This is a genomic window from Alicycliphilus denitrificans (assembly GCF_044792555.1).
Classification (GTDB): Bacteria; Pseudomonadota; Gammaproteobacteria; order Burkholderiales; family Burkholderiaceae_C; genus Alicycliphilus; species Alicycliphilus denitrificans_A.
On record NZ_CP126238.1, the window covers coordinates 145,671 to 169,231 of the forward strand.

Below are 23,561 nucleotides of genomic sequence, written 5' to 3' on the forward strand. Positions count from 1 at the left end.
GCGCTGCCGCTCGCATATCGCTGCGCATTGATCGATAGAAAGTTAGAGATCAGGAAAGGAATAGCCATGTCCCTCAATACCCTCTCCCTGCTGGCGACCGCCTGTGCCGCCCTGGCCCTCGCGGGCTGCGAAACCACGAATATGAAAATGGGCAGCGCCGAGTCCAAGACCGTGGCCACGGGCGCGGCCGCGGGCGGCAATGCCGCCAATGCGAGTAGCCAGCTCGAGCATTGCCAGTCGTCGCTGGGCACGGTGTCGCTGGTCGAGAACGAGGCCGCCGGCTGGTACACCATCCTGCGCAACGAGTACAAGCTGCCGCCCACCGCCAATCTGCTGCGCCTGCTGATCCAGCAGTCCAACTGCTTCGTGGTCGTGGAGCGCGGCGCCGCCGGCATGCGCGCCATGGACCGCGAGCGCCAGTTGATGGGCACGGGTGAGATGCGCGGCGGCAGCAATTTCGGCAAGGGCCAGATGGTGGCCTCCGACTATGGCCTGTCGCCCGAGATCATCTTCAGCAACAGCGACGCCGGCGGCATGGGGGGCGTGCTCGGCGGCCTGATCGGCGGCGGCAGTGGCCGTGCGCTGGCAGCCGTTGGCGGTGGCATGAAGACGCGCGAGGCCAGCGCCATGCTGACCCTGGTGGACAACCGTTCGGGCGTGCAGGTGGCGGCCTCCGAGGGCAGTGCCTCCAAGAGCGACTTTTCCGGCTTCGGCGCCCTGTTTGGCGGCGGCATGGGCGGCGGGCTGGGCGGCTACCAGAACACGGCCCAGGGCAAGGTGATCACGGCCGCGTTCATGGACGCCTACAACCAGATGGTCGTGGCGCTGCGCAACTACAAGGCGCAAAGCGTGCAGGGCCAGGGCCTGGGTGGCGGCGGGCGCCTGGGGGTGGACGGCGGCGCCGCTCCGTCGCAGACCAGGGCCGGCGCTTCCATGTCGCCCCGCGAGGCGCAGGAGCGCCTGAATGCCCTGGGCTACAACGTGGGCACGCCCGACGGCTCCATCGGCCCGCGCACGGTGGCCGCGATCCGCTCCTTCCAGTCAAGCAAGGGCCTGAAGGTGACGGGCCAGCTGGACGCCGCGACGCTGGACGCGCTGTCGCGCTGAGCCCGCAGGGCTGCCTGCGGCTCACTTCATGCGGCTGGCACGGCTCACGTACAGGGCCAGGGCGGCGATTTCGGCTTCGCTGAGCACGCCCTTGAACGAGGGCATGGAGCCGATGCCGTCACGCAGGGCGCGTGTCACGCGCGCAGCGTCGGGCTGCAGCTCGTCAAACACTGGACCGATGGCGCCCTCGGAACCGGCGTCCTTGAGCGTGTGGCACAGCGCGCAGGCCGGCGTGGCCGTGGTGAACAGCTTCTTGCCCAGCGCCATCTGGGCGGCTTCGTCGGCCTGGGCGGGAACGGCCAGAGCGACAGCGGCCAGTGCGACGGCCTGGAACAGGGTTTTCATCATGGAATGGTCTCGCAAAAGAAGGAGGCAGAGGCACCCAGCCTGCGGGCGCGTCCCGCAGGCGAGGTGGTGAAAGATCAGTGGAGGACGGCGGCGCTCAGGCCACGGTCACGGTCACGGCGTGGTCGGCCCAGCTGGTGTTGTTGTAGCCGCTCTGGTTCTCGCCGCGCGTCTCGGGCTGCACATTGCCCTGCATGTCGGTGGCGCGGCTGGCCAGCACATGCGTGCCCTTGGGCAACTGGGCCTGGAGCACGAACTGGCGCCAGGCGTACTTGCCCATGTCCGGGCCCACGAGGCGTGCGGCCTTCCAGGTCTTGCCGCCGTCGATGGAGACCTCCACGCCCTTGACGGCGTGCATGCCGCCGAAGGCCACGCCGTGGATCTGCACCACGCCGGCGGCCTGGGGGCCATCCTCGGGCAGGGGGCTGTTGATCCAGGACTTGACGCTCATCTCCTGCACCGAAGGCTGGCTCGGGTCGCCCTTGCTGCCGGGCGGCGAGATGCGGTAGCCGTGCGACATGATCTTGGCGTCGCTCTCCTGCGCCGTGAAGGCCAGCTGCTTGATGTACTTGATGTTGTTCACGCCGGTGTAGCCCGGCACGATCAGGCGCAGCGGGCCGCCGTGGGCCAGCGGGATGGGCTCGCCGTTCATCTCCCAGGCCAGCAGCGCGTCCTGCAGGGCTTCGGCGGGCACCGAGCGCTCGACGATCACGCTCTTGGGGTCGATACCGGGCGGCAGCACCTCACCGCCCGTGCCGGTCATGTACTTCATGCCGTCGGCCACGCCGCCCAGTGCCTTGACCACGTCGCGCACGGGCACGCCGCTCCAGACCACGCAGCCCGCGGCGCCCACGGTCCAGGGCGTGCCGCTGGGCTTGCTCGGGAAGAAGCCGCGGCCGTTGCCCGAGCATTGCAGCACCATGGTCACGGTCTCCAGGCCCAGGGTCTTGAGCTCGCGCACGCTGATGCGGCGCGGCTGCTTGACGCCCTCGATCTGCACTTCCCAGGCGTCGCGGTCGGCGACGATGGACTCGGGCGGCGAAGGCAGGTTGTTGCGCACGTACAGCTGGTCGGTGGGCGTGATCACGCTGGTGCCGAAGGCGCTGCGCTTGGTCTCGATGGTCGTGGAGCTGTGCACGATGACGGCATCGGCCTTCTTCCAGCCGGCGTAGCCGGGCAGGGGCTTGGCGGCCGGCGCGGCGGCCTGGGCCAGGGCGCCCTGGTGGAAGCTGGCCAGGCCGGCGGCGGCCAGGGCGCTGGCGCTGCCCGTGAGCAGGCGGCGGCGCGGCAGTGAATGGGGCGTGGTAGGCATGGATGTCTCCTTGGTGGGCTTGTCAAAGGTTGAGGGAAAGTGTTGCTGGCGCGCTGCCAGCGGTTCAGCGCGGCGTCTCGCTGCCGACCAGAGCCTTGCTGGCCACGGCCAGGGCCTGCTTCTTCTGCGCCACGAGCACCAGCGGGCGGCCCTCGCGCGAGTGCACCACCTGCCAGTACATATTGGCCCACCAGCCGTGGTTGTCAGCCAGAGACAGGGGCTGCTCGAAGGCCAGCACGGTGACGATGCCGCCCTTCTCGAAGAAGGTGGTCAGGTGGTAGGCCTTGGTGCCGTCGATGTCGCAGGGGCGCATCAACTGGGTGTAGCCCGGCAGGACCTTGCCGGGCTCCAGGTCCAGGTGGTGCGCGATCTCGGCCTCGGGCATGAAGCTGCCGCGCAGCGTGCGCTCGTAGTATTCGTGCTCGATCGCGGCGCGCACGATCTCGGGCGGGCGCATCGCGAACACCGCCGAGGCCGCCGAGCCGCTGACCAGCAGCGCGGCCAGCATGCGCCGCACGCCACGCCGCGCATGCCAGGGCGTGTGGCGCAGCAAATGGGCGGGCGGCTCGCTGGGCTCGAAGGCCAGGGCCAGCTCGGCGCGGGCGCGTAGGTCGAATGCCGTTTCCTGCGGGGTGTCTTGGGGCGTCATTTCTGGGCTTTTCGCAAGGGGATCACGCTGGCGCTGGCCGCAGGCGCGGGGCTGAGCGCGGCCTTGAGGGCCTCGCGCGCGCGCGCCAGGCGCGACAGTACCGTGCCGGGAGCGATATCCAGCGCCTCGGCCATCTGGGCCGTGGGCATGTCGTCGAAGTAGTACAGCACCAGCACTTCGCGGTGGATGGGCGCGATGCGGCCCAGGGCCTTGACCACGTCAAGCTGGTCGTCGAGTGCCGAAGGCGGGGCCACCGTGTCCGGAGCCTGCTCGGTATAGACCAGGGGCTGGTCAGGGACCAGATGGCGCAGCGCATGGCGGCGCATGATCTGGAACAGCCAGGCGCGCGCCAGGCTGGCATCGCGCAACTGGTTGCGCCAGCGCCAGGCGCTGGTGAAGCAGTCCTGCACCACGTCCTCGGCCAGCGCACGCGAGCCCGTCAGGGCCCAGGCGCTGCGCAGCAGGAAACGGTAATGATCGCGCACCCATTGGTTGTAGCGCGATTCGGCGGTCGAGAGCATGTGGGCTAAGAGCGTGGCGTCAGCGGATCCATTCCATGACATGGATCAGGAAAAACCCTGATTCTAGGGGTGCTGGTAGAGTCCGCGTGGCTTTCCCGCAACGGCGCGCTAATGCTGCTGAAAACATAGCTTTTCGCGCTTGCCTGAAAGGCTCAAGCACGCGATTTCTTACGCAATTCAGGGCGAACCCAGGAACCGCCCCGGCGCCAGCCCCACGGCGCGGCGCACCATGGCGCTGAAGGCGCTGGGGCTGTTGTAGCCCAGTTCGGCCGCGATCTGGTTGATGGGCCGGCGGCCCGCGGCCAGGGCCACGGCGCGCGCCAAAATCACCTGCTGGCGCCACTGCGTGAAGGTACTGCCGAGCTCCTGGCGAAACAGGCGCGCCACCGTGCGCGGGCTGGCGCCGGTGTCGCGCGCCCAATCGGCCAGGGTGTCGTGGCGCGTGGGGTCGGCAATCACTGCCTCGCACAGGTGGCGCAGGCGCTTGTCGCGCGGCAGGTCCACGCCCAGGCGCACGCTGCTGGCGCGGCGCAGCTCGCCCTGGATCAGCGCGCTCAGGTGGTGCTCGCGCTGCAGGGTCTCGGGCGGCAGCGGCGCGGCGTCGTCGGGCTCGGAGGGCATCTCGCGCACCAGGGCGCGCAGCAGCTCGGACACCTCCAGCACGCGGCACTGGCGCCAGGGCTCCTCCTGCGTGCGCGCCACGCCGGGGCCGCAGCGTCCGGGCGGCTGATAGAAGTAGAGCGTGCGCAGGTCGGCGTCCTCCACCATGGTCACGGCGTGTTCCACGCCGGGCGGAATCCACAGCGCGCGCGAGGGCGGCACGATGTAGGCTCCATGCGGCACCGTCAGGCGCAGCACGCCCGTGGTGGAGATGGCCACCTGCGCCCAGGGGTGGCTGTGCGGCCGCACCTGGGTGTCGGCGCGCAGCTCGCGGTGCTTGGCGCGCACCGGGCGTTCGCGGCTGGGCACGAACAAATGGGGCGTCAGCGACTCCACATACGACAGCACGCGCGCCGCCCGCGGCGCAGGGGCGCTGGCCTGCGCGTCGGCGCGATCGGGGGGTGGGGCGTGACTTGGCATGATTGCGACAGCAATTGGCCGCCTATCGTATATCGGACTTGCGCGCCTTGCCTAACATCAGCTTCATGACGACCGCTACCCCCTCCCTGCGCCAGGACGCGCGCACCATTGGCCTGATCGGCCTGGCGCATGGCTCCTCGCATTTCTTTCACATGCTGTTGCCGCCGCTGTTCCCGTTCCTGATCCAGGACTTCGGCTACAGCTATTCCGAGCTGGGCCTGCTGCTGTCGGTGTTCTTCGTGGTCTCGGGCACGGGACAGGCGCTGTCGGGCTTTCTTGTGGACAAGGTGGGCGCCCGCCCGGTGCTGTTTGTGGCCCTTGCCAGCTTTGCCGCGGCCGGCCTGGTCGCCGGTACGGCCAACGGCTATGCCGGCCTGGTGGCGGCGGCCGTGCTGGCGGGGCTGGGCAACGCGCCCTTCCACCCGGTGGACTTCACCATCCTCAACAAGCGCGTGTCGCCCGCGCGCCTGGGCCATGGCTTCTCGGTGCACGGCATCTCGGGCAACCTGGGCTGGGCCACCGCGCCCGTGTTCATGGCCGGTATCGCCACGGCCACGGGCTCCTGGCGCATGGCCTGCCTGGGCGGCGCGGCACTGGCGCTGCTGGTGCTGGCCATCATGGTGTGGAACCGTGACGCGCTCGACGACCGCCAGGGCGCCTGGGCGCACCAGGGGCCCAAGGGGGCGGCCGGCGGCGCGGACGTGCAGGAGCACCCCATGGCCTTCCTCAGGCTACCCGCGGTGTGGCTGTGCTTCTCGTTCTTCTTCTGGAGCACCTGCTCGCTGAGCGCCATCCAGAGCTTCGCCGCCCCGTCGCTGCAGCGCATGTACGACATGCCGCTGTCGCTCACCACCATGGTGGTCACCGGCTACATGCTGTGCGGCGCCATGGGCATGGTCATAGGCGGCTTCCTCGTGGGCCGCGTGCAGCGGCTGGAAAAGACCATCAGCGTGTGCTTGCTGGCCTCGGCCACGCTGCTGGTGCTGGTGGGGCTGGGCGTGCTGCCAGGCATGGCGGCACTGGCCGTGGCCTCGCTGGCCGGCATGGGCATCGGTATCGCCGGCCCTTCGCGCGACATGCTCATCAAGCGCGCCGCCCCGCCCGGCGCCACGGGGCGCGTGTACGGCACGGTGTACTCGGGCCTGGACCTGGGCTTTTGCCTGGCGGCGCCGGTGTTCGGCGCCATGCTGGATGCGCAGATGAACGCCAGCATCTTCTACGGCTCGGCCCTGGCGCTGGCGCTCAGCGTGGTGTCGGCGGGCTTTGTCGGCGCGGGCGTGGCCGCGCGCAGCCTGCAGGTCGTGCGCTCTGCGGCGTGAGGCCGCACCGGCTCGGGCCGGTGCTCACGGCCGCCTGACAATATCGACGGAGATCTCCACCGCCGGAACCGCCCCCCGGTTCTCCAGCCAGTGCCTGGTGTTCCTGTCCTCGGGCCAGCCCACGCCCGGCCCGTAGTCCGTGGCGACGCCGTTGCGATGGTCGGTGATCGTGCCCTGCAGTATGTAGACCAGGCCCGGCCGGTCGACATGGCTGTGCAGCGGGCCGAAGACGCCTCTGGGCGCGATGGTCACCAGGCGCATGCGCAGCTCGCGTCCCGCCATGCCCGCTATCTCGGGACCCAGGTCCAGCGTGGCCAGTGGCTGCACCGTGACCCCTTGCGTTTCGGGCGCCGCATGTTCGTTGCCCATGGTGCTTTCCTTTGTGTTCGCTCGTTCGAGGAACCAACAGCCATGCGACGAGCGCGGCGCGTGGCCGCGGCCATCGTACTGCGGGAGACGGGCAAGAACAATGCTGCTCTGCGGCGTGGCACGGATGCTCCGCCAGAATTTTGCAAGAATCGACCTCAAATGCCCATGGCATAGGCGTTTAAAACTACTATAAAAATAGCATACAGGTGACGCTGGCTCACAGCGCGAAGATCTTCCCCGGATTGAGGATGTTCTGCGGGTCCAGTGCGCGCTTGATGGCGCGCATCATCTCCACCGCGCCCGTGCCCGCCTCGTCCACGAGGAAGCCCATCTTGTGCACGCCCACGCCATGCTCGCCCGTGCAGGTGCCACCCATGGACAGCGCCCGCGCCACGAGCTGGTGGTTCAGCGCCTCTGCGCGCTCGCGCTCCTCGGGCGCGTTCGGGTCCAGCAGGTAGCCGAAGTGGAAGTTGCCGTCGCCCACATGGCCCACCAGGAAGTAGGGCAGGCCGCTGGCGTCGGCTTCATGAACCGACTCCAGCAGGCAGTCGGCCAGGCGGCTGATGGGCACGCAGGTGTCGGTGCTGATGGCCTTGCAGCCCGGGCGGCTTTGCACGGCGGCGAAGTAGGCGTTGTGCCGCGCGGTCCACAGGCGCGTGCGCTCCTCGGGCGTGGTGGCCCATTCGAAGGCGTTGCCGCCAAACTCCTGGGCGATGGCCTGCACGGTTTCGGCCTGCTCCTGCACGCCGGTGGGCGAGCCGTGGAACTCCATGAGCAGCATCGGCTCTTCGCGCAGGTTCAGCTTGCTGTGCGCGTTGACCACGCGCACCGAGTTCACGTCGATCAGCTCCACGCGCGCAATGGGCACGCCCAGCTGGATGGTCTGGATCACGGTGCGCACGGCGGCCTCGATGCTGGGGAACGAGCAGATGGCGGCGCTCACCGCCTCGGGCAGCGGGTACAGGCGCACGGTGACCTCGGTGAACAGGCCCAGCGTGCCCTCGCTGCCCACCATCAGGCGCGTCAGGTCGTAGCCGGCGCTGCTCTTCTTGGCGCGCGTGCCGGTGCGGATCACCTCGCCGCTGGCGGTGACGACTTGCAGCGCCAGCACGTTCTCGCGCATGGTGCCGTAGCGCACGGCATTCGTGCCGCTGGCGCGCGTGGCGGCCATGCCGCCGATGCTGGCGTCGGCGCCCGGGTCTATGGGGAAGAACAGGCCGGTGTCCTTGATGGCCTCGTTCAAGGCCTTGCGCGTGATGCCGGGCTGCACGGTGACGGTGAGATCGTCGGCATCAATGGAGAGCACGTGGTTCATGCGGCCCACGTCGATGCTGATGCCGCCCTGCACGGCCAGCAGATGGCCTTCCAGCGAGGAGCCCGCGCCGTAGGCGATCACCGGCACCGCATGCTGCGCGGCCAGGCGCACGGCGTCCTGCACGTCCTGCGTGCTTTCGGCAAACACCACGGCCGCGGGCGGGGGTGCGCTGATCGAGCCCTCGTCGCGCCCGTGCTGCTCGCGCACCGCCAGGGCGCTGGAATACTGCGCGCCAAAGCGCTGCTGGAGCGCCTCCAGCAGGGCCTGGGGCACGGGGCGGGGCAGTCGCAGGGGCGCGTGGGCGGGGGCGTTCATGGTGCTCTCCGGGCGTCATGGAAATGGCTGGCATTGTAGAAGTGCGGTCTCTGCGGGCAGGCGCCAGGCCGCGCACTCCATGGCGCACAATCCGGCCCCATTGCAAGAGGAAATGCACCATGGGCAACAGACTGACACAGATCGCCACCCGCACCGGCGACGACGGCACCACCGGATTGGGCGACAACACCCGCGTGTCCAAGGCGAGCGGCCGCCCGCAGGCCATGGGCGACGTGGACGAGCTCAACAGCCACATCGGCCTGCTGCTGTGCGAACCCCTGCCGCCGGACATGCGCGAGCTGCTCATCGACGTGCAGCACCAGCTGTTCAACCTGGGGGGCGAGCTGTCCATGCCCGGCTACGAGCTGCTCAAGGAGGATGCGCTGCTGCAGCTCGACCAGGCGCTGGCGCGCTACAACGCCGAGCTGCCGCGGCTGCTGGAATTCATCCTGCCCGCGGGCACGCGCGCCGCCTGCCAGGCGCATGTGTGCCGCACGGTGGCGCGCCGCGCCGAGCGCGCCGTGGTCGAGCTGCAGCAGAGCGAGGCCATGCGCGCCGCGCCGCGCCAGTACCTGAACCGCCTGTCCGACCTGCTGTTCGTGCTCTCGCGCGTGCTCAACCGCATGGACGGCGGCAGCGAGGTCTACTGGAAGAGCGAGCGTCTGGCGCGGCAGGCCGGTGATGCTTCTGAATAGATAGCTGTAGGCGCTTGATGGATAAGCGCTGCAGGCCAATTCGACTTGAATCTGGCGCAAGCTAGGCTAGGGCCGCCGTGCAAGGGCCGCCCCGCAGCACCGGCGGCGTCCCCCTTCCCGAATTGCGCAGCAATTCGAGAGAAGGGGGAAGCGGCGCAGCCGCTCAGGGGGGTGTTCTTTATTTTGGTGCCAGCACCGCCATGGTGATGCGCGAAACGCAGGTCAGCTGGCCCTCGTCGTTCAGCATGTCAATCTGCCACACCTGGGTGGTCTTGCCGACGTGCACCGGCCGTGCCGTGCCCGTGACCCAGCCGCTGGTGGCGGCGCGCAGGTGGTTGGCGTTGATGTCCAGGCCCACGGCGCGATGGCCTTCGGGCGAGGCATAGAACGCGCCCATGGAGCCCAGCGTCTCGGCCAGCACCACACTCACGCCGCCGTGCAGCAGGCCGAAGGGCTGGCGGGTGCGCTCGTCGACCGGCACGCGGCCGCGCAGGAAGTCATCACCGATTTCGGTGATCTCGATGCCCAGGTGCGAAATGGCGGTGTTGGCGTGAGAGGCCTGGATCAGGTCGAGGGAGACGGGCTTTTTCCAGAGGGACATAACGCGTGGCAATGAAGATGACAAAGCCCGCATCATGCCCGCTACCGCCCCTGCCTGCAGCGCGTGGGCGACAGCCCCATCACACGCGCATGCTGCCCGTATCCAGGCAGCGCTGGTGCCAGCTCAATGCCTCGCCCAGGATGTGCGGCGTGTGCTGGCCGCCCTTTTGGCGCGCGCGGTCGAAGTAGTCCTGCAGCAGCGGGCGCCAGTCGGGGTGGGCGCATTTGTCGATGATCACCTGCGCGCGCTGGCGCGGCGCCAGGCCGCGCAGGTCGGCCAGCCCCTGCTCGGTGACGATGATCTGGGTGTCGTGTTCGGTATGGTCCACATGCGAGACCATGGGCACGATGCAGCTGACCTGCCCGCCCTTGGCCACCGAGGGCGTGACGAAGAACGACAGGTAGCCGTTACGCGCAAAGTCGCCCGAGCCGCCGATGCCGTTCATCATGCTGCTGCCCATGATGTGGGTGGAGTTGATGTTGCCGTAGATGTCGGCCTCGATCATGGCGTTCATGGCGATCACGCCCAGGCGGCGCACCAGCTCGGGGTGGTTGCTGATCTCCTGCGGGCGCAGCACGATGCGCTCGCGGTAGAAGCCGATGTTGTCGGTGAATTCCTTCAGGGCGTCCCGGCTCAGCGAGATCGCCGTGGCCGATGCCGCCGCCATCTTGCCGCGCTTGATAAGTTCCAGCATGCCGTCCTGCAGCACCTCGGTAAAGCCCAGCAGATCGTCGAACGGGCCGTCCAGCAGCCCGGCCAGCACCGCGTTGGCCACATTGCCCACGCCCGACTGCAGCGGCAGCATGGCCTTGGGCAGGCGGCCGACCTTCACCTCATGCGCCAGGAAGTCGATGATGTGTGCCGCAATCTGGCTCGACACCGCGTCGGGCTTGGCAAACGCCGTGTCGCGGTCGCCATGGTGCGTGGGTACCACCGCAATCACCTTGGCCGGGTCCACGCGCAGATAGGGCTCGCCGATGCGCTCGATCGGCTGGGTCAGGTTGATGGGCAGGCGCCGCGGCGGAATGGCCGTGCCATAGTAGATGTCGTGCATGCCCTCCATCTCGGCGGGGGGCAGGGAGTTGACCTCCAGGATCACCTTGTCGGCAATGTCCAGCCAGGTCTTGTTGTTGCCCACGGCGGCCGAGGGGATCAGGCGCCCGTCGGGCAGGATGCCCAGCACCTCGACCACCGCCACCTGCATCGGGCCGAGAAAGCCGAACCAGGCCTGCTGCGCCACGTGCGACAGGTGGATGTCCAGGTAATCCACCTCGCCGGCGTTGATCTTGTCGCGGCAGATGGGGTCGGACTGGAACGGCAGGCGCTGGCCCATGCCGCCCACCTTGGCCAGCGCGCCGTCGAGCTCGGGCGCGGTGGAGGCGCCGGTCCACACATTGACCTTGAACGGCCGGCCCGCCGCATGCTCGGCCTCTATGCGCGCCGCCAGCGCCTGCGGCACCAGCTTGGGATGGCCGGAGCCGGTGAAACCGCTCATGCCGACATTGCTGCCTGCGGGAATCAGGGCCGCGGCCTGGTCCGCGCTCATGATCTTCTGGGCCAGGCCCGGGTGCTGGATGCGGGAGGACGAGGATGGGGACACACAGACTCCGGATCAAGGGCCCCGCGCCGGCAGACGGGTGCGGCCGGGGCAGGGCAGAAAAAAGAAACGGAAATCTTAACAGTCAAACCTAGGGATAACCCTGTGTTCGGGCCGCAGGTGTGGCACGCCTGGCATCGGCCCTGGCGGCGCTACGATCACCGTCACGATGCCTCTCACGCCGCTTTGCCCCTCCTGCCGCCAACCCGCGCAAGTGCGCCGCTTCGCCGCCAGCGGTGGCGCTCAGCTGGAGCTGGACCTGTGCTTTGCCTGCCAGGGCCTGTGGTTCGACCCGCAGGAAAACACCCGCCTGGCACCGGCCGCCGTGCTGCAGCTGTTCGAGCTGCTGCACGCGCACCGCGGTGACGCGCACCGCCCGCTGTCCGAGCGGCTGCGCTGTCCGCACTGCAGCCAGGGCCTGGTCAAGGGCTACGACATCGCCCAGGGCGGGCGCTACGTCACCTACCGCTGCGCGGCGCGCCACGGGCGCTTTTCCACCTTCGGCTCCTTCATGGTGGAAAAGGGTTTTGTGCGCCACCTGTCCAGGCTGGAGATCGAGGCCCTGGCGCGGCGCGTGGGCACGATTGCCTGCACCAGCTGCGGCGGCGCGGTGGACATACGCCACGAGCACGCCTGCCCCTATTGCCGCTCGGCCCTGGCGCTGCTCGACCCCGAGGCGGTGGACAAGGCCCTGGAGCGCCACGGCCGGGCCGCGCGGCAGGCCAGCGCCCAGGCCGAGGAGCGCTCACCCGAGGCCCTGGCAGATGCCCTCGTCGCCCTGGAGCGCAACCGCGCCCGCGAGGAGCGCGAGCGCCAGCGCGAACGGCTGGCGGGCCGCAACAGTGAGCAGTTCGACCTGGTCGCGGCGGGTATTGAGTTCGTGTGGTCGCTGCTGCGCCGCTGAGCCGGCGCCGCAGGTATTCAGCGCTCCCGGTTCAGCAGCGCGTAGAGCACGATGGCGCCAAAGGTCGCCGTGCCAATGCCGCCCAGCGCAAAGTCGCCAAACTTCAGCGTGAACTCGCCCGTGCCCAGGATCAGCGTGATGGCGGCCACGATCAGGTTCTTGTTCTGCGAGAAGTCCACCCGGTTGTCCACCCAGATCTTGGCCCCGGCGATGGCGATCAGGCCGAACACCACGATGGACACGCCGCCCATCACCGGCAGCGGAATGGCCTGGATCAGCGCGCCGAACTTTGGCGAGAAGCCCAGCAGCACGGCGATCAGTGCCGCCGCCAGGAACACGGCGGTGGAGTAGATGCGCGTGGCGGCCATCACGCCGATGTTCTCGGCATAGGTGGTCACGCCCGTGCCGCCGGCCGCGCCGCTGACCATGGTGGCCAGCCCATCGCCGATGAAGGCGCGGCCCATGTACTGGTCCAGGTTCTTGCCGGTCATGGCCGTCACGGCCTTGATGTGGCCCAGGTTCTCGGCCACCAGGATGATGACCACTGGCACGATGAGCAGCATGGCCGGGCCGCTGAACACGGGTGCGTGGAACTGCGGCACGCCGAACCAGGGCGCGGCCAGCACGCCCGACAGATCCACCGGCTTGCCCCAGCCCAGCCCATTCGTGAACAGCGCGTAGCCCAGGCTGGCCAGGATCAGGCCCACCAGGATCAAGAGCCGCTGCACCATGCCGCGCGTGAACACCGCCACCAGGGCCACGCAGACGAAGGTCAGCGCCTGCATCCAGCTCTCGAAGTTGTTCGCCGCCATGTTCTTGATGGGAATGGACGCCAGGTTCAGGCCGATCACGGCCACCACCGCGCCCGTGACCACGGGCGGCATGAAACGCTCTATCCAGCCCGTGCCCATCAGGTGCACCAGCACGCCCACCAGGGCGTAGACCGCGCCGCAGGCGATGATGCCGCCCAGCGCCACGCCGATGTTGGCATTCGCCCCCTTGCCCGCGTAGGCCGTGGCGGCGATGACCACGCCGATGAAGGCGAACGAGGAGCCCAGGTAGCTGGGCACCTTGCCGCCGGTGATCACAAAGAAAATGAGCGTGCCTATGCCGCTCATGAACACCGCCAGATTCGGGTCGAAGCCCATCAGGATGGGCGCCAGCACCGTGGCGCCGAACATGGCGATCACGTGCTGAATACCCATCAGGCCCGTCTGCCCCCAGGGCAGGCGCTCGTCGGGGCCGATCACTCCCCCATTCGCCAGTGCCTGAGCCGGGCGCTCGGTCCATTGAAACATTCCCATTTATTCGCTCCTGTTGTTGGGTGGGGCGATGGTAGAGGGGTTTTTGGTGGCGTGTGATTTGTATGCGAAAAACGCTTCAAATGCTTGCCTGAAAAGCGATTACAGCTATCGAATAAGGAGTTTCAAGGCGCATGACGCGCGGCGGGCGCCATTCGGCGCCGCGCGAGTCGTGCCTGCTTGGCTGCGTACATGGCCAGGTCGGCCCGGCGTAGGGCCGCGTCGATGTCCGTGTCGCCGGGCGGCACCGCGACCACGCCCACGCTGGCGCCGGCATAGTCGATGGTGGCGCCGGCGCATTCGAAGCGCCCGCGCGTGGCCTCGGCGACCCGGCGGCCGAAGGCCTGGCACGCGGCCTCCACGGCGGGGCCCGCCGCGGGGCCTGGGCCTATCACCACGAATTCGTCGCCGCCGTAGCGGGCCAGAAAGTCCTGGGCGCGCAGGGCCGGCCGCAGGCGCTCGGCCATGTCCACCAGGAAGCGGTCGCCCGCGTCGTGGCCGTGGGTGTCGTTGATGGCCTTGAAGCCGTCCAGGTCCACGAATGCGACCATGACCGTGCTGCCCTGGCGCCGGCCCTGGGCCAGCTGCTGCTGCAGCATGCCGCGCAGCGCACGGCGGTTGGGCAGGCCGGTGAGGCTGTCGGTGCTGGCATGGGCCGTCAGCATGGCGTTGGCCTGCAGCAGCTGCTGCACCATCCGTTCGCGCTCCACCTGCTGGGCGATGAGGCGGGCGAACAGCGCCAGCGCGTGCTCGGCGGCGGGGGTGAGCGGGTGCCGGTCGGCGCTGGCCGCGCACAGCGTGCCGTAGAGCTGGCCGTCGGTCATGCGCACCGGGGTGCTGGCGTAGGTCTGGATGCCCAGCGCCGCCGCGGCCTGCGAGTCGCCCCAGCATTGGCCCACGTCGGCGCTGAAGGGGCGGCCCTCGTCGAGCGCGCGCTTGCACAGGGTGTCGCTCCAGGACACGGACAGTCCCTCGGGAATCCGCATCTGGCGCGTGTTGCGCGCGTACAGGATGCGCTGCACACCCTGCTCCAGGTCGATCACCGTGAGGTAGGTGGATTCGAGCCCGGTGATGTCTTCGAGCAGTTCCAGCAGCGGCCGCGTGAGTTCCTCGACCGTGCGCGCCCGGGTCACGGACTGGGACAGCTGGTCCAGCAGGGCGTCCATGGGCGGGTTACGGCGCCGTTGTGGGCCAGGCCGGTCTGCGCCCGGTGAGCTGGCTCACGATCAGGCCCTTGAGCGGCGGCAGCCGGCTGGAGCCGGCCAGCACCGCCTGGCGCAGCAGGCGTGGCAGCGGGCGGTCGTCGGTGTACAGGCGCACGATGGCGTTCGTGCCCTGGTACAGCGGCCAGGCGTGGCGGTGGTGGCCGCGCGCGTAGGGCTCAAGCACGCTGGCCGCGCCTATGTCGGTGCCGCGCGCATGCGCCGCGGCCAGGGCGTGGGTGAGGCCCTCCACGCCCGCCAGGCCCAGGTTGTAGCCATGCGCCGTGACCGGGTGCATGCCCACGGCGGCGTCGCCCAGCAGGGCGCAGCGCGGGCCGGCGAAGCGGTGCGCGTACACGGCCACCAGCGGGTAGGAGTGGCGCTCGCCCACCAGGCGCATGGCGCCCAGGCGATTTTGAAACTGCGCCTGCACGCGCGCGGCGAATTCCTCGGGCGGCAGGGCCAGCAGCTCCTGCGCCTGCGCCGCGCCGGTGGTGACCACGGCCGAGCACAGGGGCGCGCCATCCACCAGGTCATTGGGCAGCGGCAAGATGGCCAGGGTCTGCTCGTAGCCAAAGCATTCGTGCGCGATCTCGTGGTGCGGCAGCTCGTGGCGCAGGCGGCAGACGATGACGGTGCGGCCAAAGTCGTGCATGGAGGCGCCTATGCCCAGCTGGCGCCTGATGCTGGAGAAGCGGCTGTCGGCCGCCACCAGCAGCGGGGCCTGCAGGCGCTGCGCGGGCGTGCCGGGCTGGCGCGCGTCGGTGTATTCCAGCTCGGCATAGGCGGGGGTGACGGCCACGTGCGTCACGCGTGCCTCGGTGATCAGGCGCACGCCCGCCTCGCGCCGAGCGACCTCGTAGGCCGTGCGGCGCAGCGCGTGGTTGGGAACGATCCAGCCCAGGTGATCGACCCCGCTGCCGCCCGCGTGCAGCTGCATGGCGCCGCGCTGGCCCACGGGGCCGTCGTGCACCTGGGCCTCGCGCAGCAGGCCGACCTCATACTCGGCCAGGCGCTGCCAGCTGCCCAGGCGCTGCAGCGTGGCCACGCTGGGGTGGGTGAGGGCAATCTCGCGCCCGTCGGGCGGCGGGTTGGCCAGCACGGACTCGGCCTGTTGCTCAAGCACCGTGACCTGCATGCCGGCCTGCGCCAGCGCGGCCGCCAGCGACAGTCCGGCCGGGCCGCCGCCGACGATGAGCACATCGGGCTGCCGGCCGCTGCTCTGGTCAGCCGGCAGGGTTTGCGCAAGCGGTGTGGGGGTATCTGTCATCTCCATGGGACGGTATTGTCCGCTGAGTGCCAGGTGGGCCACTTGCCGCGGATGCGGGTTAACGATGCACCAGTAGGACAATCTTGCAGTGCGTCAAGACTTCTTCGGGCGGGATTATTCTGGTTCGCCCCCCTGTGCCTGCGGGGTGCTGGCAAAGCGCAGCGCATGCTCGGCAAAGCGCTGCACCACGCGGCTCGCGTCGCCCGCCAGCCGGGCCAGCGCGATGCTGACGTGAAAGCCCGGCGGGTTGTCGGTCAAATCCAGGCATTTCACGCCGCGCGGCACCACCTGGCGCGCCACGCCGGCCACCAGGCCCACGCCCAGGCCCGAGGCCACCAGGCTCATGATGGTCTGCACCTGGCTGGCCTCCTGCGCCACCTGGGGCGCAAAGCCCGAGAACTGGCAGCGCATCATGGCCAGGGCCGACAGGCCCGGCACCTTGGAGCGCGGGTACATGATGAAGGGCTCGTGCGCCGCCTCGTGCAGGGCAATCGCCTCGCGCCCGGCCAGCGGGCTGGTTTCGGCCACGGCCAGCACGAAGTCGTCGCGGTCCAGCGGCAGCAGCTCGAAGCCGCTCGCGTCGAGCAGCGGAAAGCGCAGCAGGCCGGCATCGAAGCGGCGCGCGAGCAGGCCCTCCAGGATCTCGGAGGAGGTGGCCTCGGTCAGCTCCAGCGTGATCTGCGGGTAGCGCGCGCGCAGCGAGGGGATCAGCCGCGGCAGCAGCGCGTAGGTGGCCGAGCCGATGATGCCCAGGCGCAGCCGCCCGCCCGTGCCCTCGCGCGCGTCCAGCACGGCCTGGCGGCATTGCTGGGCGTGCAGCAGCGCGCGGCGCGCGTCGCCCAGCATGGCCTGGCCGGCGGGGGTGAGCGTCACGCCCGTGGTGCTGCGCTCGAACAGGGCGCTGCCCAGCTCCTCTTCGAGCTTGCGGATCGAGACCGACAGCGGCGGCTGGGCCATGTGCAGGCGCTCGGCCGCGCGGTGGAAGTTGCCCGTCTCCGCCAGTGTGACGAATTGCTGGAGCTGTCGCAGGTTCATTTGATACCTGATGAATATTGAAATCGAATTTTTTAATATTAGACACCGCTAGGCGTCCTGCCTACAGTGAGGTCCCCGTTCCGTCACCGGACGCAGAGGAGACAAAAAACCATGCCATCGCACCGCAGAACCACCCTGCGCGCCCTGCTGGGCGCCGGCGCCCTGGCACTGGGCGCCGCCCTGGCGCCGGCCGCCCAGGCCCAGGCCTTTCCGTCCAGGACCATCAAGTTCGTCGTGCCCTTCGGGCCCGGCAGCGGCACCGACACCTCGGCGCGCTACTTCGCCAAGAAGCTGCAGGACCTCACGGGCCAGGCCGTGGTGGTGGAGAACAAGCCCGGCGCCAACGGCTTCCTGGCCGTCAAGCAGGTGCTGGCCGCGCCGGCCGATGGCTACACGGTGTTTATCGGCAGCAACTCCACGCTGGCCGTGAACGCGGCGCTGTTCAAGGAGCTGCCCTACGATCCGGTAAAGGATTTCTCGCCGCTGACCATGATGATGCGCTCGCCCGCCATGCTGGTGGTGCCGCCGACCGCGCCCTACGGCGACTTGAAGGGCTTGCTGGCCCATGCCAAGGCCCATCCGGGCAAGGTGAACTTCGGCGCCGGCTCGGCCGGCTACCAGCTGATGGGCGAGCTGTTTAACGACAAGGCCGGCCTGCAGACCGTGCACGTGCCCTTCAAGAGCGCGGGCGAGACCATGACCGCCGTGGCCTCGGGCACGGTGGACTATGCGTTTGCCGAGGTCACGGCGGTGCTGGAGCTGGCCAAGGGCGGACGCCTGAAGATCCTGGCCGTGGCGGCCGACAAGCGCGTGGCCAATGCGCCGGAGGTGCCCACCATGGGCGAGGCCGGCCTGCCCGGCTACGAGGCCTACACCTGGGTGGGCGCCATGGTCAGCGCCAAGACGCCTGCCGCCGAGACGGCGAAGCTGGCCGAGCTGTTCACCAGCATCTCCAGGATGGACGAGACGCGCGCCTTCTACGAGCGCCTGGGCGCCACGCCCATGACCGGCGGTCCGGCGCAGATGCACGACTTCCAAAAGGGCGAGATTGCCTTGTGGAAGCGCATCGTCACCCAGGCCAAGGTGCCGCTGCAATAACTTCAGCTGGCAGACATGGCGACTTCGTCACCCCGCAAAATGAAACCCGTCATCCCGGCGCAAGCCGGGATCCAGGGACTCGCACTGTGGATTCCGGCTTGCGCCGGAATGACGGTGCGGTTTTTTCTCGCTAACACAAGGACACCGGGATGAGCACCCTGGATTCACTCGCGCTCACGCGCATACCGGCCGAGGACGAGGCCCTGCGTGCCGAGGTGCGCGCCTTCCTGCATGAGGCCATCAAGGACTTGCCGGCCCATGTGCGCGCCCGCTCCTGGGGCGGCTACAGCGCCGAGCTGAGCCGCAAGCTGGGGCAAAAGGGCTGGATCGGCGTCACCCTGCCCAGGGAATACGGCGGCGGCGGGCGCAGCGCCTTCACGCGCTACGTGCTGGTCGAGGAATACCTGGCCTGCGGCGCGCCCGTGGGCTCGCACTGGATCGCCGACCGCCAGAGCGCGCCGCTGATCCTGAAATACGGCACCGAGGCGCAAAAGCAGTTCTACATCCCCAAGGTGTGCCGCGGCGAGGCCTTCTTCTGCATCGGCATGAGCGAGCCCGGCTCGGGCTCGGATCTGGCCAGCGTGAAGACGCGCGCCACGCCCAATGACCAGGGCTTTGTACTCAATGGCCAGAAGATCTGGACCACCAACGCCCACCACTGCCAGTACATGATCGCGCTGGTGCGCACCTCGGGCGAGGCGGCCGACCGGCACAAGGGCCTGTCGCAGGTCATCGTGGACCTGCAGCTGCCCGGCGTCACCGTGCGCCCCATCGAGGACCTGTCGGGCGACAGCCATTTCTGCGAGGTGTTCTTCGACAACGTGCAGCTGGGCCCCGACGCGCTCATCGGCGCCGAGGGCCAGGGCTGGGAACAGGTGACGGCGGAACTGGCGTTCGAGCGCAGCGGCCCCGAGCGGCTGTTCTCCAGCATCGTGCTGTTCGACCAGTGGCTGGATTACGTGCGCACGCCGCAGGGGCGCAGCGACTCGGCCCAGCGCCTGGCCGGCAAGGTGCTCACGCAGCTCGCGCCGCTGCGCGCCATGTCGGTGGCGATCCAGGACAAGCTGGTGCGCGGCCAGAGTCCCATCGTCGAGGCCGCGCTGGTCAAGGAGCTGGGCACGACGCTGGAGCAGATGATCCCCGCGGCGATTGCCGACGACCTGTTCGCGCGCGAGGCCGAGGACGTGCCCGTGGAGCTGCTGATGACGCTCAAGTACATCACCGAGGCCTCGCCCTCGTTCTCGCTGCGCGGCGGCACGCGCGACATCCTGCGCGGCATGATCGCCCGTGGCCTGGGGCTGCGCTGAAACGAAAGACACGCCAATGAGCCAAGACAACGATCTGTTTGCCGACGCGGCGCGCCAGCTGCTCGCCGACCAATGCACCCCTGCCGTGGTACGCGCCATCGAATCCGGCGGCCGCGATGCGCCGGAGGCGACGGCGCTGTGGGCGCAACTCGAATCCACCGGCCTGGCCGATGCGCTGCTGAGTGAAGACGACGGCGGCGCCGGCCTGGGCCTGTCCCAGGCGTTCGGCGTGCTGGAGCAATGCGGCGCTCATGCGCTGCCGCTGCCGCTGGCCGAGACCATGCTGGCGCGCGCGCTGCTGGCCCGGGCCGGCGTGGCGCGCCCGGCGGGCAGCATTGCGCTGGCGCGCGGGGACACAACCGCCGACGGCGGCCTGCGCTGCGCGCTGGTGCGCGGCGGGCGGGTGGCGCAGTCTGTGCTGGTACAGGCGGGCGACGCCTGGCACCTGCTGGCCGTGGGCGGCGCGCAGGCCGCGCCCCAGGCGCTGGCGCTCGATGCCGCACTGGCCTGGAGCGCCGACGCGGTGCGGGCCGCGCCCGTCGTGGCCGTGGATGTCGCGCCCGACCTGCGCACCCTGCAGGCAGCGGTGCTCGCGCCGCAGATGGCGGGCGCGCTGGCCCATGTGTTCCAGCGCACGCTGCAGTACGCCAACGAGCGCCAGCAGTTCGGCCGCCCGATCGGCAAGTTCCAGGCCATCCAGCACCAGCTGGCGGTGATGAGCGAGCATGTGTTCGCCGCGCGCATGGCCGCGCAGCTGGGCTGCAGTGGCGCGGGCGTGCAGCCGGACCGGCTGCGCGTGGCCACGGCCAAGGCGCGCTGCAGCGAGGCGGCGCTGGCCGTGGCCGAGCTGGCGCACTCCATCCACGGCGCCATCGGCTTCACCGAGGAATACGACCTGCAGCTGTTCACCCGCCGCCTGCACGCCTGGCGCCAGAGCGCGGGTAGCGAGTCCTACTGGCACGACGTGGCCGGCCAGGCGCTGCTGGCGCACCGTGGACTGACGCTGGACATGGTGCGCCGCATTACCGACGTGGAAAGCACGCTTTGAAATTCATAGCTGCTATCGCTTGACTGTATAACGTTTCCATTTGAAAACATGTGGAAATTACCGTATGTCAAGCGCTGACAGCTCTTCTTTTTAATGGAGTACCCATGGCCTTTCTGACCATAGAGCGCGACGGCGCCATCCTCACCGTCACCATGAACCAGCCCGAGACGCGCAACGCGCTCACCGGCAACACGGCGGTGCAGGAGTTCGTGCAGCTGTGCGCCGACGTGCGCAAGGACGCCGGCGTGAAGGTCATCATCCTCACCGGCGCCGGCCCCATCTTCAGCTCGGGCGGCAACGTCAAGGACATGCGGCGCTTCTTCGACGACGCGCTCACGCCCGACCTGATCCGCGAGGAATACCGCCAAGGCATCCAGCAAATCCCGCTGGCGCTGCACGAGCTGGACGTGCCGGTGATCTGCGCCGTCAACGGCCCGGCCATCGGCGCGGGGCTGGACCTGACCTGCATGTGCGACATCCGCATCGCGAGCGAAACGGCGACCTTTGCCGAGAGCTTCGTGCGCGTGGGCATCGTGCCCGGCGACGGCGGCGCCTGGCTGCTGCCGCGCGCCGTGGGCATGGCCAAGGCCTCCGAAATGGCGTTCACCGGCGAGGCCATCAGCGCCCAGGAGGCGCTGGCCTGCGGCCTGGTGAGCCGCGTGGTGCCGCAGGACCAACTGCTGCCCACGGCCCGGGCCCTGGCCGCAAAGATCGCCGCCAACCCCGGCGCCGTGATGCGCATGACCAAGCGCCTGCTGCGCGAAGGGCAGGGCGCCACGCTGGCCTCGCTTTTGGAGCTGTCGGCCGGCTACCAGGCCATCGCCCACAAGACGGCAGACCACCGTGAAGCGGTGACCGCCTTCATTGAAAAGCGCACGCCGAAGTTCCAGTAAACCTAGATCGAGCGACAGGGACTTCGCAAGGCTTGCGCATGCTGCATCTGTCGCGTGTGATTTTTGCTCCCCTGGCCAGTCAGATACCGGCCCCTCGAAAGAAGTGGGCATGGCTGCCGTCTTCAGCGCTTGAGGCAGGCCGGTTCAGCCGCGCCGCGGAAACACCAGCACGAAGCGCGTGCCGCTGTCGCCGGTTTCGACCCGCACGCTGCCGCCGTGCATCTGCATGATGGAGCGCACGATGGCCAGGCCCAGCCCGCCCGAGTCGCCTGGCTGGGCGCGCGCCGGGTCGCAGCGGTAGAAACGGTCGAACAACCGTGGCACATGCTCGGCCGCAATCGGCGTGCCCTGGTTGGTCACACCGATTTCCAAGGCTTCGCCCGCGGTGCTGCAAGCGATGTGCACCGGGCTGTCGGCGGCCCCATAGCGCAGCGCATTGGCGATCAGGTTGGCCAGGGCCCGGCGCAGCAGCTGTGGATCGGCGTGCAGCGTGCCGTGCGCGGCATTGACCAGCGTGATGCCGCGCTCCTCGGCCATGCCCTCGAAGTAGTCGCACAGCTGCGCCACTGCGTCGTGCAGCGCCAGGGGCTCGCGGCGCACCGCGGCATTGGGCTGCTCGGCGCGCGCCAGAAACAGCATGTTGTCGATCATGCGCGCCAGGCGCTCGTATTCCTCCTGGCCCGAGGCCAGCAGTGCCTGGTAGTCCTCGACCGTGCGGGTCTTCTGCAACGCCAGCTGGGTCTGGCCCATCAGGTTGTTCAAGGGCGTGCGCATCTCGTGCGCCAGGTCTTCGGAAAAGCGTGACAGCCGGCCAAAGCCGTCCTCCAGGCGCGCCAGCATCTGGTTGAGCGCCTCGCCCAGTTGCTGCAGCTCGCGCACCTGCTCCACGCCCTGCACGCGCAGGTGCAGGTGCTGCACGTCGATGGCGGCGGCGCGCGCCGCCAGCGTGCGCACCGGGCGCAGGCCGCGCTGGCTCACGGCCCAGCCCAGGCCGAAGGCCAGCACTGCGCCCGTGCCCAGCGCCAGCCACAGCTTGAGCCGGTAGGCGGCCAGCATTTGCGTGCGCTCGGCCAGCAGCTTGCCGGCCACCAGCGTGAGCGATTGCCCCTCGTGCGTGACATGCTGCCAGGCCAGGCGCGCCGGCTCGGCGCCCTCGCTGCCGCGCAGCTGCACGCCCGGGCCCTGGGGCAGCACGGGCACCGGCAGGTGCTCCGGGTTAACCTCGATCAGCGGCCGGCCCGCGCCGTCGAGCACCCACAGCAGGCTCTCGCGGTTGCCCAGCATGTTGGCGTAGAGCTGCGGGCGCTGGCGCAGCGCCTCGATGCTGTCGCTGTCGCCGATCAGCGCGCGCATGCGCTCGACCCGGCCCACCAGCGCCTCGTCGTCGCGCCAAGCGATCTCGCGCGCCAGCGACTGGTACAGGTACAGGCCGAGCGCGCCCAGCAGCAGCATGCTCGCCAGCGCAAACATCAGCGCCAGGCGCAGGCTGAGCGCGCGCGGCCACGGCGTCATTCGGGCACCTCCAGCGTGTAGCCCATACCGCGCACGGTCTGGATCAGCTTGGGCGCAAACGGGTCGTCCACCTTCGCGCGCAGCCGCCGGATCGCTACGTCGACCACGTTGGTGTCGCTGTCGAAATTCATCTGCCAGACCTGCGAGGCAATCTGCGTGCGCGACAGCACCTCGCCGTGGCGGCTCATCAGCAGCTGCAGCAGGGCGAATTCCTTGTTCGTCAGCACGATGCGCTCGCCCGCGCGCGTGACGCGGCGGCGCAGCACATCAAGCTGCAGGTCAGCCACCTGGAACTGCTCGGCCTCGCGCGGCGGCCCGCGGCGCAGCAGCGTGCGCACGCGCGCCAGCAGCTCGGCGTACGAGAACGGCTTGACCAGGTAGTCGTCGGCGCCCAGCTCCAGGCCCTTGACACGGTCTTCCACCGCGTCGCGCGCCGTCAGGAACAGTACCGGCACCTGGCTCTTGCGCCGGATGATCTGCAGCAGCTGCCAGCCGTCCAGGCCCGGCAGCATGACGTCCAGGATGACCAGGTCGAACGCGCTCTCCTGCACCAGGAACTGGCCGTCGATGCCGTTGTGCGCCACCTCGACGAGGTAGCCCGATTCACCCAGGCCCTTGCGCAGGTAGTCCGCCGCCTTGACCTCGTCTTCCACCACCAATATGCGCATGTGCGTGTGCCTCCAGGGAGCCAAGGGTAGGCGCAAACGGCGTACGCGTGCATTACAACTTTGTCATGCGCATGCCATGGGTTTGACGGGGGCTGGCG

23 protein-coding genes are annotated in these 23,561 nt (G+C 69.3%); 8 read left to right on the top strand and 15 right to left on the bottom strand.

The window, feature by feature from the left end:
• The first annotated feature begins 66 nt into the window (after positions 1-66).
• Positions 67-1,107 carry a peptidoglycan-binding protein gene (locus P7644_RS00645; protein ID WP_404301084.1) on the top strand — a complete coding sequence of 347 codons (1,041 nt, stop codon included), beginning with the start codon at positions 67-69 and terminating at the stop codon, positions 1,105-1,107.
• A gap of 21 nt (positions 1,108-1,128) precedes the next feature.
• On the opposite strand, the gene P7644_RS00650 is transcribed toward P7644_RS00645, so the two are convergent.
• The 5 genes from P7644_RS00650 to P7644_RS00670 all read right to left on the bottom strand — a co-directional run bounded on the left by P7644_RS00650 (position 1,129) and on the right by P7644_RS00670 (position 5,014).
• Positions 1,129-1,455: a c-type cytochrome gene (locus P7644_RS00650; RefSeq protein WP_404301085.1), complete on the bottom strand. Its 327-nt coding sequence runs from the start codon at positions 1,453-1,455 to the stop codon at positions 1,129-1,131.
• A 94-nt stretch (positions 1,456-1,549) separates the two neighbouring features.
• On the bottom strand, positions 1,550-2,764 hold the full coding sequence (locus P7644_RS00655; protein ID WP_404301086.1) for a sulfite oxidase: 1,215 nt from the start codon (positions 2,762-2,764) through the stop codon (positions 1,550-1,552).
• Positions 2,765-2,828: 64 nt separating this feature from the next.
• On the bottom strand, positions 2,829-3,413 hold the full coding sequence (locus tag P7644_RS00660; RefSeq protein WP_404301087.1) for a hypothetical protein: 585 nt from the start codon (positions 3,411-3,413) through the stop codon (positions 2,829-2,831).
• Positions 3,410-3,934, bottom strand: a complete 525-nt coding sequence (locus tag P7644_RS00665) for an RNA polymerase sigma factor (RefSeq protein ID WP_404301088.1) — start codon at positions 3,932-3,934, stop codon at positions 3,410-3,412. The genes P7644_RS00660 and P7644_RS00665 overlap by 4 nt, the downstream gene beginning before the upstream one ends.
• 177 nt (positions 3,935-4,111) lie before the next feature.
• Positions 4,112-5,014: an AraC family transcriptional regulator gene (locus P7644_RS00670; protein ID WP_404301090.1), complete on the bottom strand. Its 903-nt coding sequence runs from the start codon at positions 5,012-5,014 to the stop codon at positions 4,112-4,114.
• A 65-nt stretch (positions 5,015-5,079) separates the two neighbouring features.
• On the opposite strand from P7644_RS00670, the gene P7644_RS00675 reads away from it, so the two are divergent.
• On the top strand, positions 5,080-6,333 hold the full coding sequence (locus P7644_RS00675) for an MFS transporter (RefSeq protein WP_404301091.1): 1,254 nt from the start codon (positions 5,080-5,082) through the stop codon (positions 6,331-6,333).
• A gap of 24 nt (positions 6,334-6,357) precedes the next feature.
• Here the strand turns inward: P7644_RS00675 and P7644_RS00680 are convergent, their stop codons facing one another.
• Together P7644_RS00680 and P7644_RS00685 are read right to left on the bottom strand one after the other, a co-directional pair.
• Entirely contained in the window at positions 6,358-6,702 is a 345-nt protein-coding gene (locus P7644_RS00680; protein WP_404301092.1) for a cupin domain-containing protein, read from the bottom strand.
• Between the two features lie 217 nt (positions 6,703-6,919).
• A complete protein-coding gene (locus tag P7644_RS00685) occupies positions 6,920-8,332 on the bottom strand; it encodes an FAD-binding oxidoreductase (RefSeq protein WP_404301093.1) in 1,413 nt (470 codons plus the stop codon).
• A 119-nt stretch (positions 8,333-8,451) separates the two neighbouring features.
• On the opposite strand from P7644_RS00685, the gene P7644_RS00690 reads away from it, so the two are divergent.
• Positions 8,452-9,027 carry a cob(I)yrinic acid a,c-diamide adenosyltransferase gene (locus P7644_RS00690; RefSeq protein ID WP_404301094.1) on the top strand — a complete coding sequence of 192 codons (576 nt, stop codon included), beginning with the start codon at positions 8,452-8,454 and terminating at the stop codon, positions 9,025-9,027.
• 178 nt (positions 9,028-9,205) lie between these two features.
• Here the strand turns inward: P7644_RS00690 and P7644_RS00695 are convergent, their stop codons facing one another.
• Positions 9,206-9,628 (bottom strand): hotdog fold thioesterase, encoded by a 423-nt coding sequence (locus tag P7644_RS00695; RefSeq protein ID WP_404301095.1) that lies wholly within the window; start codon positions 9,626-9,628, stop codon positions 9,206-9,208.
• Between the two features lie 79 nt (positions 9,629-9,707).
• Entirely contained in the window at positions 9,708-11,174 is a 1,467-nt protein-coding gene (locus P7644_RS00700) for an acetyl-CoA hydrolase/transferase family protein (protein WP_404303262.1), read from the bottom strand.
• A gap of 220 nt (positions 11,175-11,394) precedes the next feature.
• Between P7644_RS00700 and P7644_RS00705 the strand changes: the two genes are divergently transcribed.
• Positions 11,395-12,129: a zf-TFIIB domain-containing protein gene (locus P7644_RS00705; protein ID WP_404301096.1), complete on the top strand. Its 735-nt coding sequence runs from the start codon at positions 11,395-11,397 to the stop codon at positions 12,127-12,129.
• Between the two features lie 17 nt (positions 12,130-12,146).
• Here the strand turns inward: P7644_RS00705 and P7644_RS00710 are convergent, their stop codons facing one another.
• The 4 genes from P7644_RS00710 to P7644_RS00725 form a co-directional block, all read right to left on the bottom strand.
• Positions 12,147-13,433 carry a solute carrier family 23 protein gene (locus P7644_RS00710; protein WP_404301097.1) on the bottom strand — a complete coding sequence of 429 codons (1,287 nt, stop codon included), beginning with the start codon at positions 13,431-13,433 and terminating at the stop codon, positions 12,147-12,149.
• A gap of 122 nt (positions 13,434-13,555) precedes the next feature.
• Positions 13,556-14,596, bottom strand: coding sequence for a sensor domain-containing diguanylate cyclase (locus P7644_RS00715; RefSeq protein WP_404301098.1), 1,041 nt, complete (start codon positions 14,594-14,596; stop codon positions 13,556-13,558).
• A gap of 7 nt (positions 14,597-14,603) precedes the next feature.
• Positions 14,604-15,902: a 5-demethoxyubiquinol-8 5-hydroxylase UbiM gene (gene ubiM / locus P7644_RS00720; protein WP_404301099.1), complete on the bottom strand. Its 1,299-nt coding sequence runs from the start codon at positions 15,900-15,902 to the stop codon at positions 14,604-14,606.
• A 114-nt stretch (positions 15,903-16,016) separates the two neighbouring features.
• Positions 16,017-16,937: a LysR family transcriptional regulator gene (locus P7644_RS00725; protein WP_404301100.1), complete on the bottom strand. Its 921-nt coding sequence runs from the start codon at positions 16,935-16,937 to the stop codon at positions 16,017-16,019.
• Positions 16,938-17,048: 111 nt separating this feature from the next.
• Between P7644_RS00725 and P7644_RS00730 the strand changes: the two genes are divergently transcribed.
• The 4 genes from P7644_RS00730 to P7644_RS00745 all read left to right on the top strand — a co-directional run bounded on the left by P7644_RS00730 (position 17,049) and on the right by P7644_RS00745 (position 21,283).
• A complete protein-coding gene (locus P7644_RS00730) occupies positions 17,049-18,035 on the top strand; it encodes a Bug family tripartite tricarboxylate transporter substrate binding protein (RefSeq protein WP_404301101.1) in 987 nt (328 codons plus the stop codon).
• A 149-nt stretch (positions 18,036-18,184) separates the two neighbouring features.
• Positions 18,185-19,342, top strand: coding sequence for an acyl-CoA dehydrogenase family protein (locus tag P7644_RS00735; protein WP_404301102.1), 1,158 nt, complete (start codon positions 18,185-18,187; stop codon positions 19,340-19,342).
• 16 nt (positions 19,343-19,358) lie between these two features.
• On the top strand, positions 19,359-20,390 hold the full coding sequence (locus tag P7644_RS00740) for an acyl-CoA dehydrogenase family protein (protein ID WP_404301103.1): 1,032 nt from the start codon (positions 19,359-19,361) through the stop codon (positions 20,388-20,390).
• A gap of 104 nt (positions 20,391-20,494) precedes the next feature.
• Positions 20,495-21,283 carry a crotonase/enoyl-CoA hydratase family protein gene (locus tag P7644_RS00745; protein WP_404301104.1) on the top strand — a complete coding sequence of 263 codons (789 nt, stop codon included), beginning with the start codon at positions 20,495-20,497 and terminating at the stop codon, positions 21,281-21,283.
• 144 nt (positions 21,284-21,427) lie between these two features.
• On the opposite strand, the gene P7644_RS00750 is transcribed toward P7644_RS00745, so the two are convergent.
• Both P7644_RS00750 and P7644_RS00755 read right to left on the bottom strand, forming a co-directional pair.
• Complete coding sequence (locus P7644_RS00750; protein ID WP_404301105.1) at positions 21,428-22,795, bottom strand: heavy metal sensor histidine kinase; 1,368 nt, start codon at positions 22,793-22,795, stop codon at positions 21,428-21,430.
• Positions 22,792-23,463, bottom strand: coding sequence for a heavy metal response regulator transcription factor (locus P7644_RS00755; protein ID WP_404301106.1), 672 nt, complete (start codon positions 23,461-23,463; stop codon positions 22,792-22,794). The genes P7644_RS00750 and P7644_RS00755 overlap by 4 nt, the downstream gene beginning before the upstream one ends.
• Positions 23,464-23,561: the final 98 nt, after the last annotated feature.

Coding starts and splice junctions, on each gene's coding strand:
- P7644_RS00690 (WP_404301094.1), top strand. CDS start 8,452: ATGGGCAACAGACTGACACAGATCGCCACCCGCACCGGCGACGACGGC.
- P7644_RS00735 (WP_404301102.1), top strand. CDS start 18,185: ATGAGCACCCTGGATTCACTCGCGCTCACGCGCATACCGGCCGAGGAC.
- P7644_RS00680 (WP_404301092.1), bottom strand. CDS start 6,702: ATGGGCAACGAACATGCGGCGCCCGAAACGCAAGGGGTCACGGTGCAG.
- P7644_RS00710 (WP_404301097.1), bottom strand. CDS start 13,433: ATGGGAATGTTTCAATGGACCGAGCGCCCGGCTCAGGCACTGGCGAAT.
- P7644_RS00685 (WP_404301093.1), bottom strand. CDS start 8,332: ATGAACGCCCCCGCCCACGCGCCCCTGCGACTGCCCCGCCCCGTGCCC.
- P7644_RS00730 (WP_404301101.1), top strand. CDS start 17,049: ATGCCATCGCACCGCAGAACCACCCTGCGCGCCCTGCTGGGCGCCGGC.
- P7644_RS00695 (WP_404301095.1), bottom strand. CDS start 9,628: ATGTCCCTCTGGAAAAAGCCCGTCTCCCTCGACCTGATCCAGGCCTCT.
- P7644_RS00750 (WP_404301105.1), bottom strand. CDS start 22,795: ATGACGCCGTGGCCGCGCGCGCTCAGCCTGCGCCTGGCGCTGATGTTT.
- P7644_RS00650 (WP_404301085.1), bottom strand. CDS start 1,455: ATGATGAAAACCCTGTTCCAGGCCGTCGCACTGGCCGCTGTCGCTCTG.
- P7644_RS00715 (WP_404301098.1), bottom strand. CDS start 14,596: ATGGACGCCCTGCTGGACCAGCTGTCCCAGTCCGTGACCCGGGCGCGC.
- P7644_RS00670 (WP_404301090.1), bottom strand. CDS start 5,014: ATGCCAAGTCACGCCCCACCCCCCGATCGCGCCGACGCGCAGGCCAGC.
- P7644_RS00725 (WP_404301100.1), bottom strand. CDS start 16,937: ATGAACCTGCGACAGCTCCAGCAATTCGTCACACTGGCGGAGACGGGC.
- P7644_RS00700 (WP_404303262.1), bottom strand. CDS start 11,174: ATGAGCGCGGACCAGGCCGCGGCCCTGATTCCCGCAGGCAGCAATGTC.
- ubiM (WP_404301099.1), bottom strand. CDS start 15,902: ATGACAGATACCCCCACACCGCTTGCGCAAACCCTGCCGGCTGACCAG.
- P7644_RS00745 (WP_404301104.1), top strand. CDS start 20,495: ATGGCCTTTCTGACCATAGAGCGCGACGGCGCCATCCTCACCGTCACC.
- P7644_RS00645 (WP_404301084.1), top strand. CDS start 67: ATGTCCCTCAATACCCTCTCCCTGCTGGCGACCGCCTGTGCCGCCCTG.
- P7644_RS00740 (WP_404301103.1), top strand. CDS start 19,359: ATGAGCCAAGACAACGATCTGTTTGCCGACGCGGCGCGCCAGCTGCTC.
- P7644_RS00665 (WP_404301088.1), bottom strand. CDS start 3,934: ATGCTCTCGACCGCCGAATCGCGCTACAACCAATGGGTGCGCGATCAT.
- P7644_RS00705 (WP_404301096.1), top strand. CDS start 11,395: ATGCCTCTCACGCCGCTTTGCCCCTCCTGCCGCCAACCCGCGCAAGTG.
- P7644_RS00660 (WP_404301087.1), bottom strand. CDS start 3,413: ATGACGCCCCAAGACACCCCGCAGGAAACGGCATTCGACCTACGCGCC.
- P7644_RS00675 (WP_404301091.1), top strand. CDS start 5,080: ATGACGACCGCTACCCCCTCCCTGCGCCAGGACGCGCGCACCATTGGC.
- P7644_RS00755 (WP_404301106.1), bottom strand. CDS start 23,463: ATGCGCATATTGGTGGTGGAAGACGAGGTCAAGGCGGCGGACTACCTG.
- P7644_RS00655 (WP_404301086.1), bottom strand. CDS start 2,764: ATGCCTACCACGCCCCATTCACTGCCGCGCCGCCGCCTGCTCACGGGC.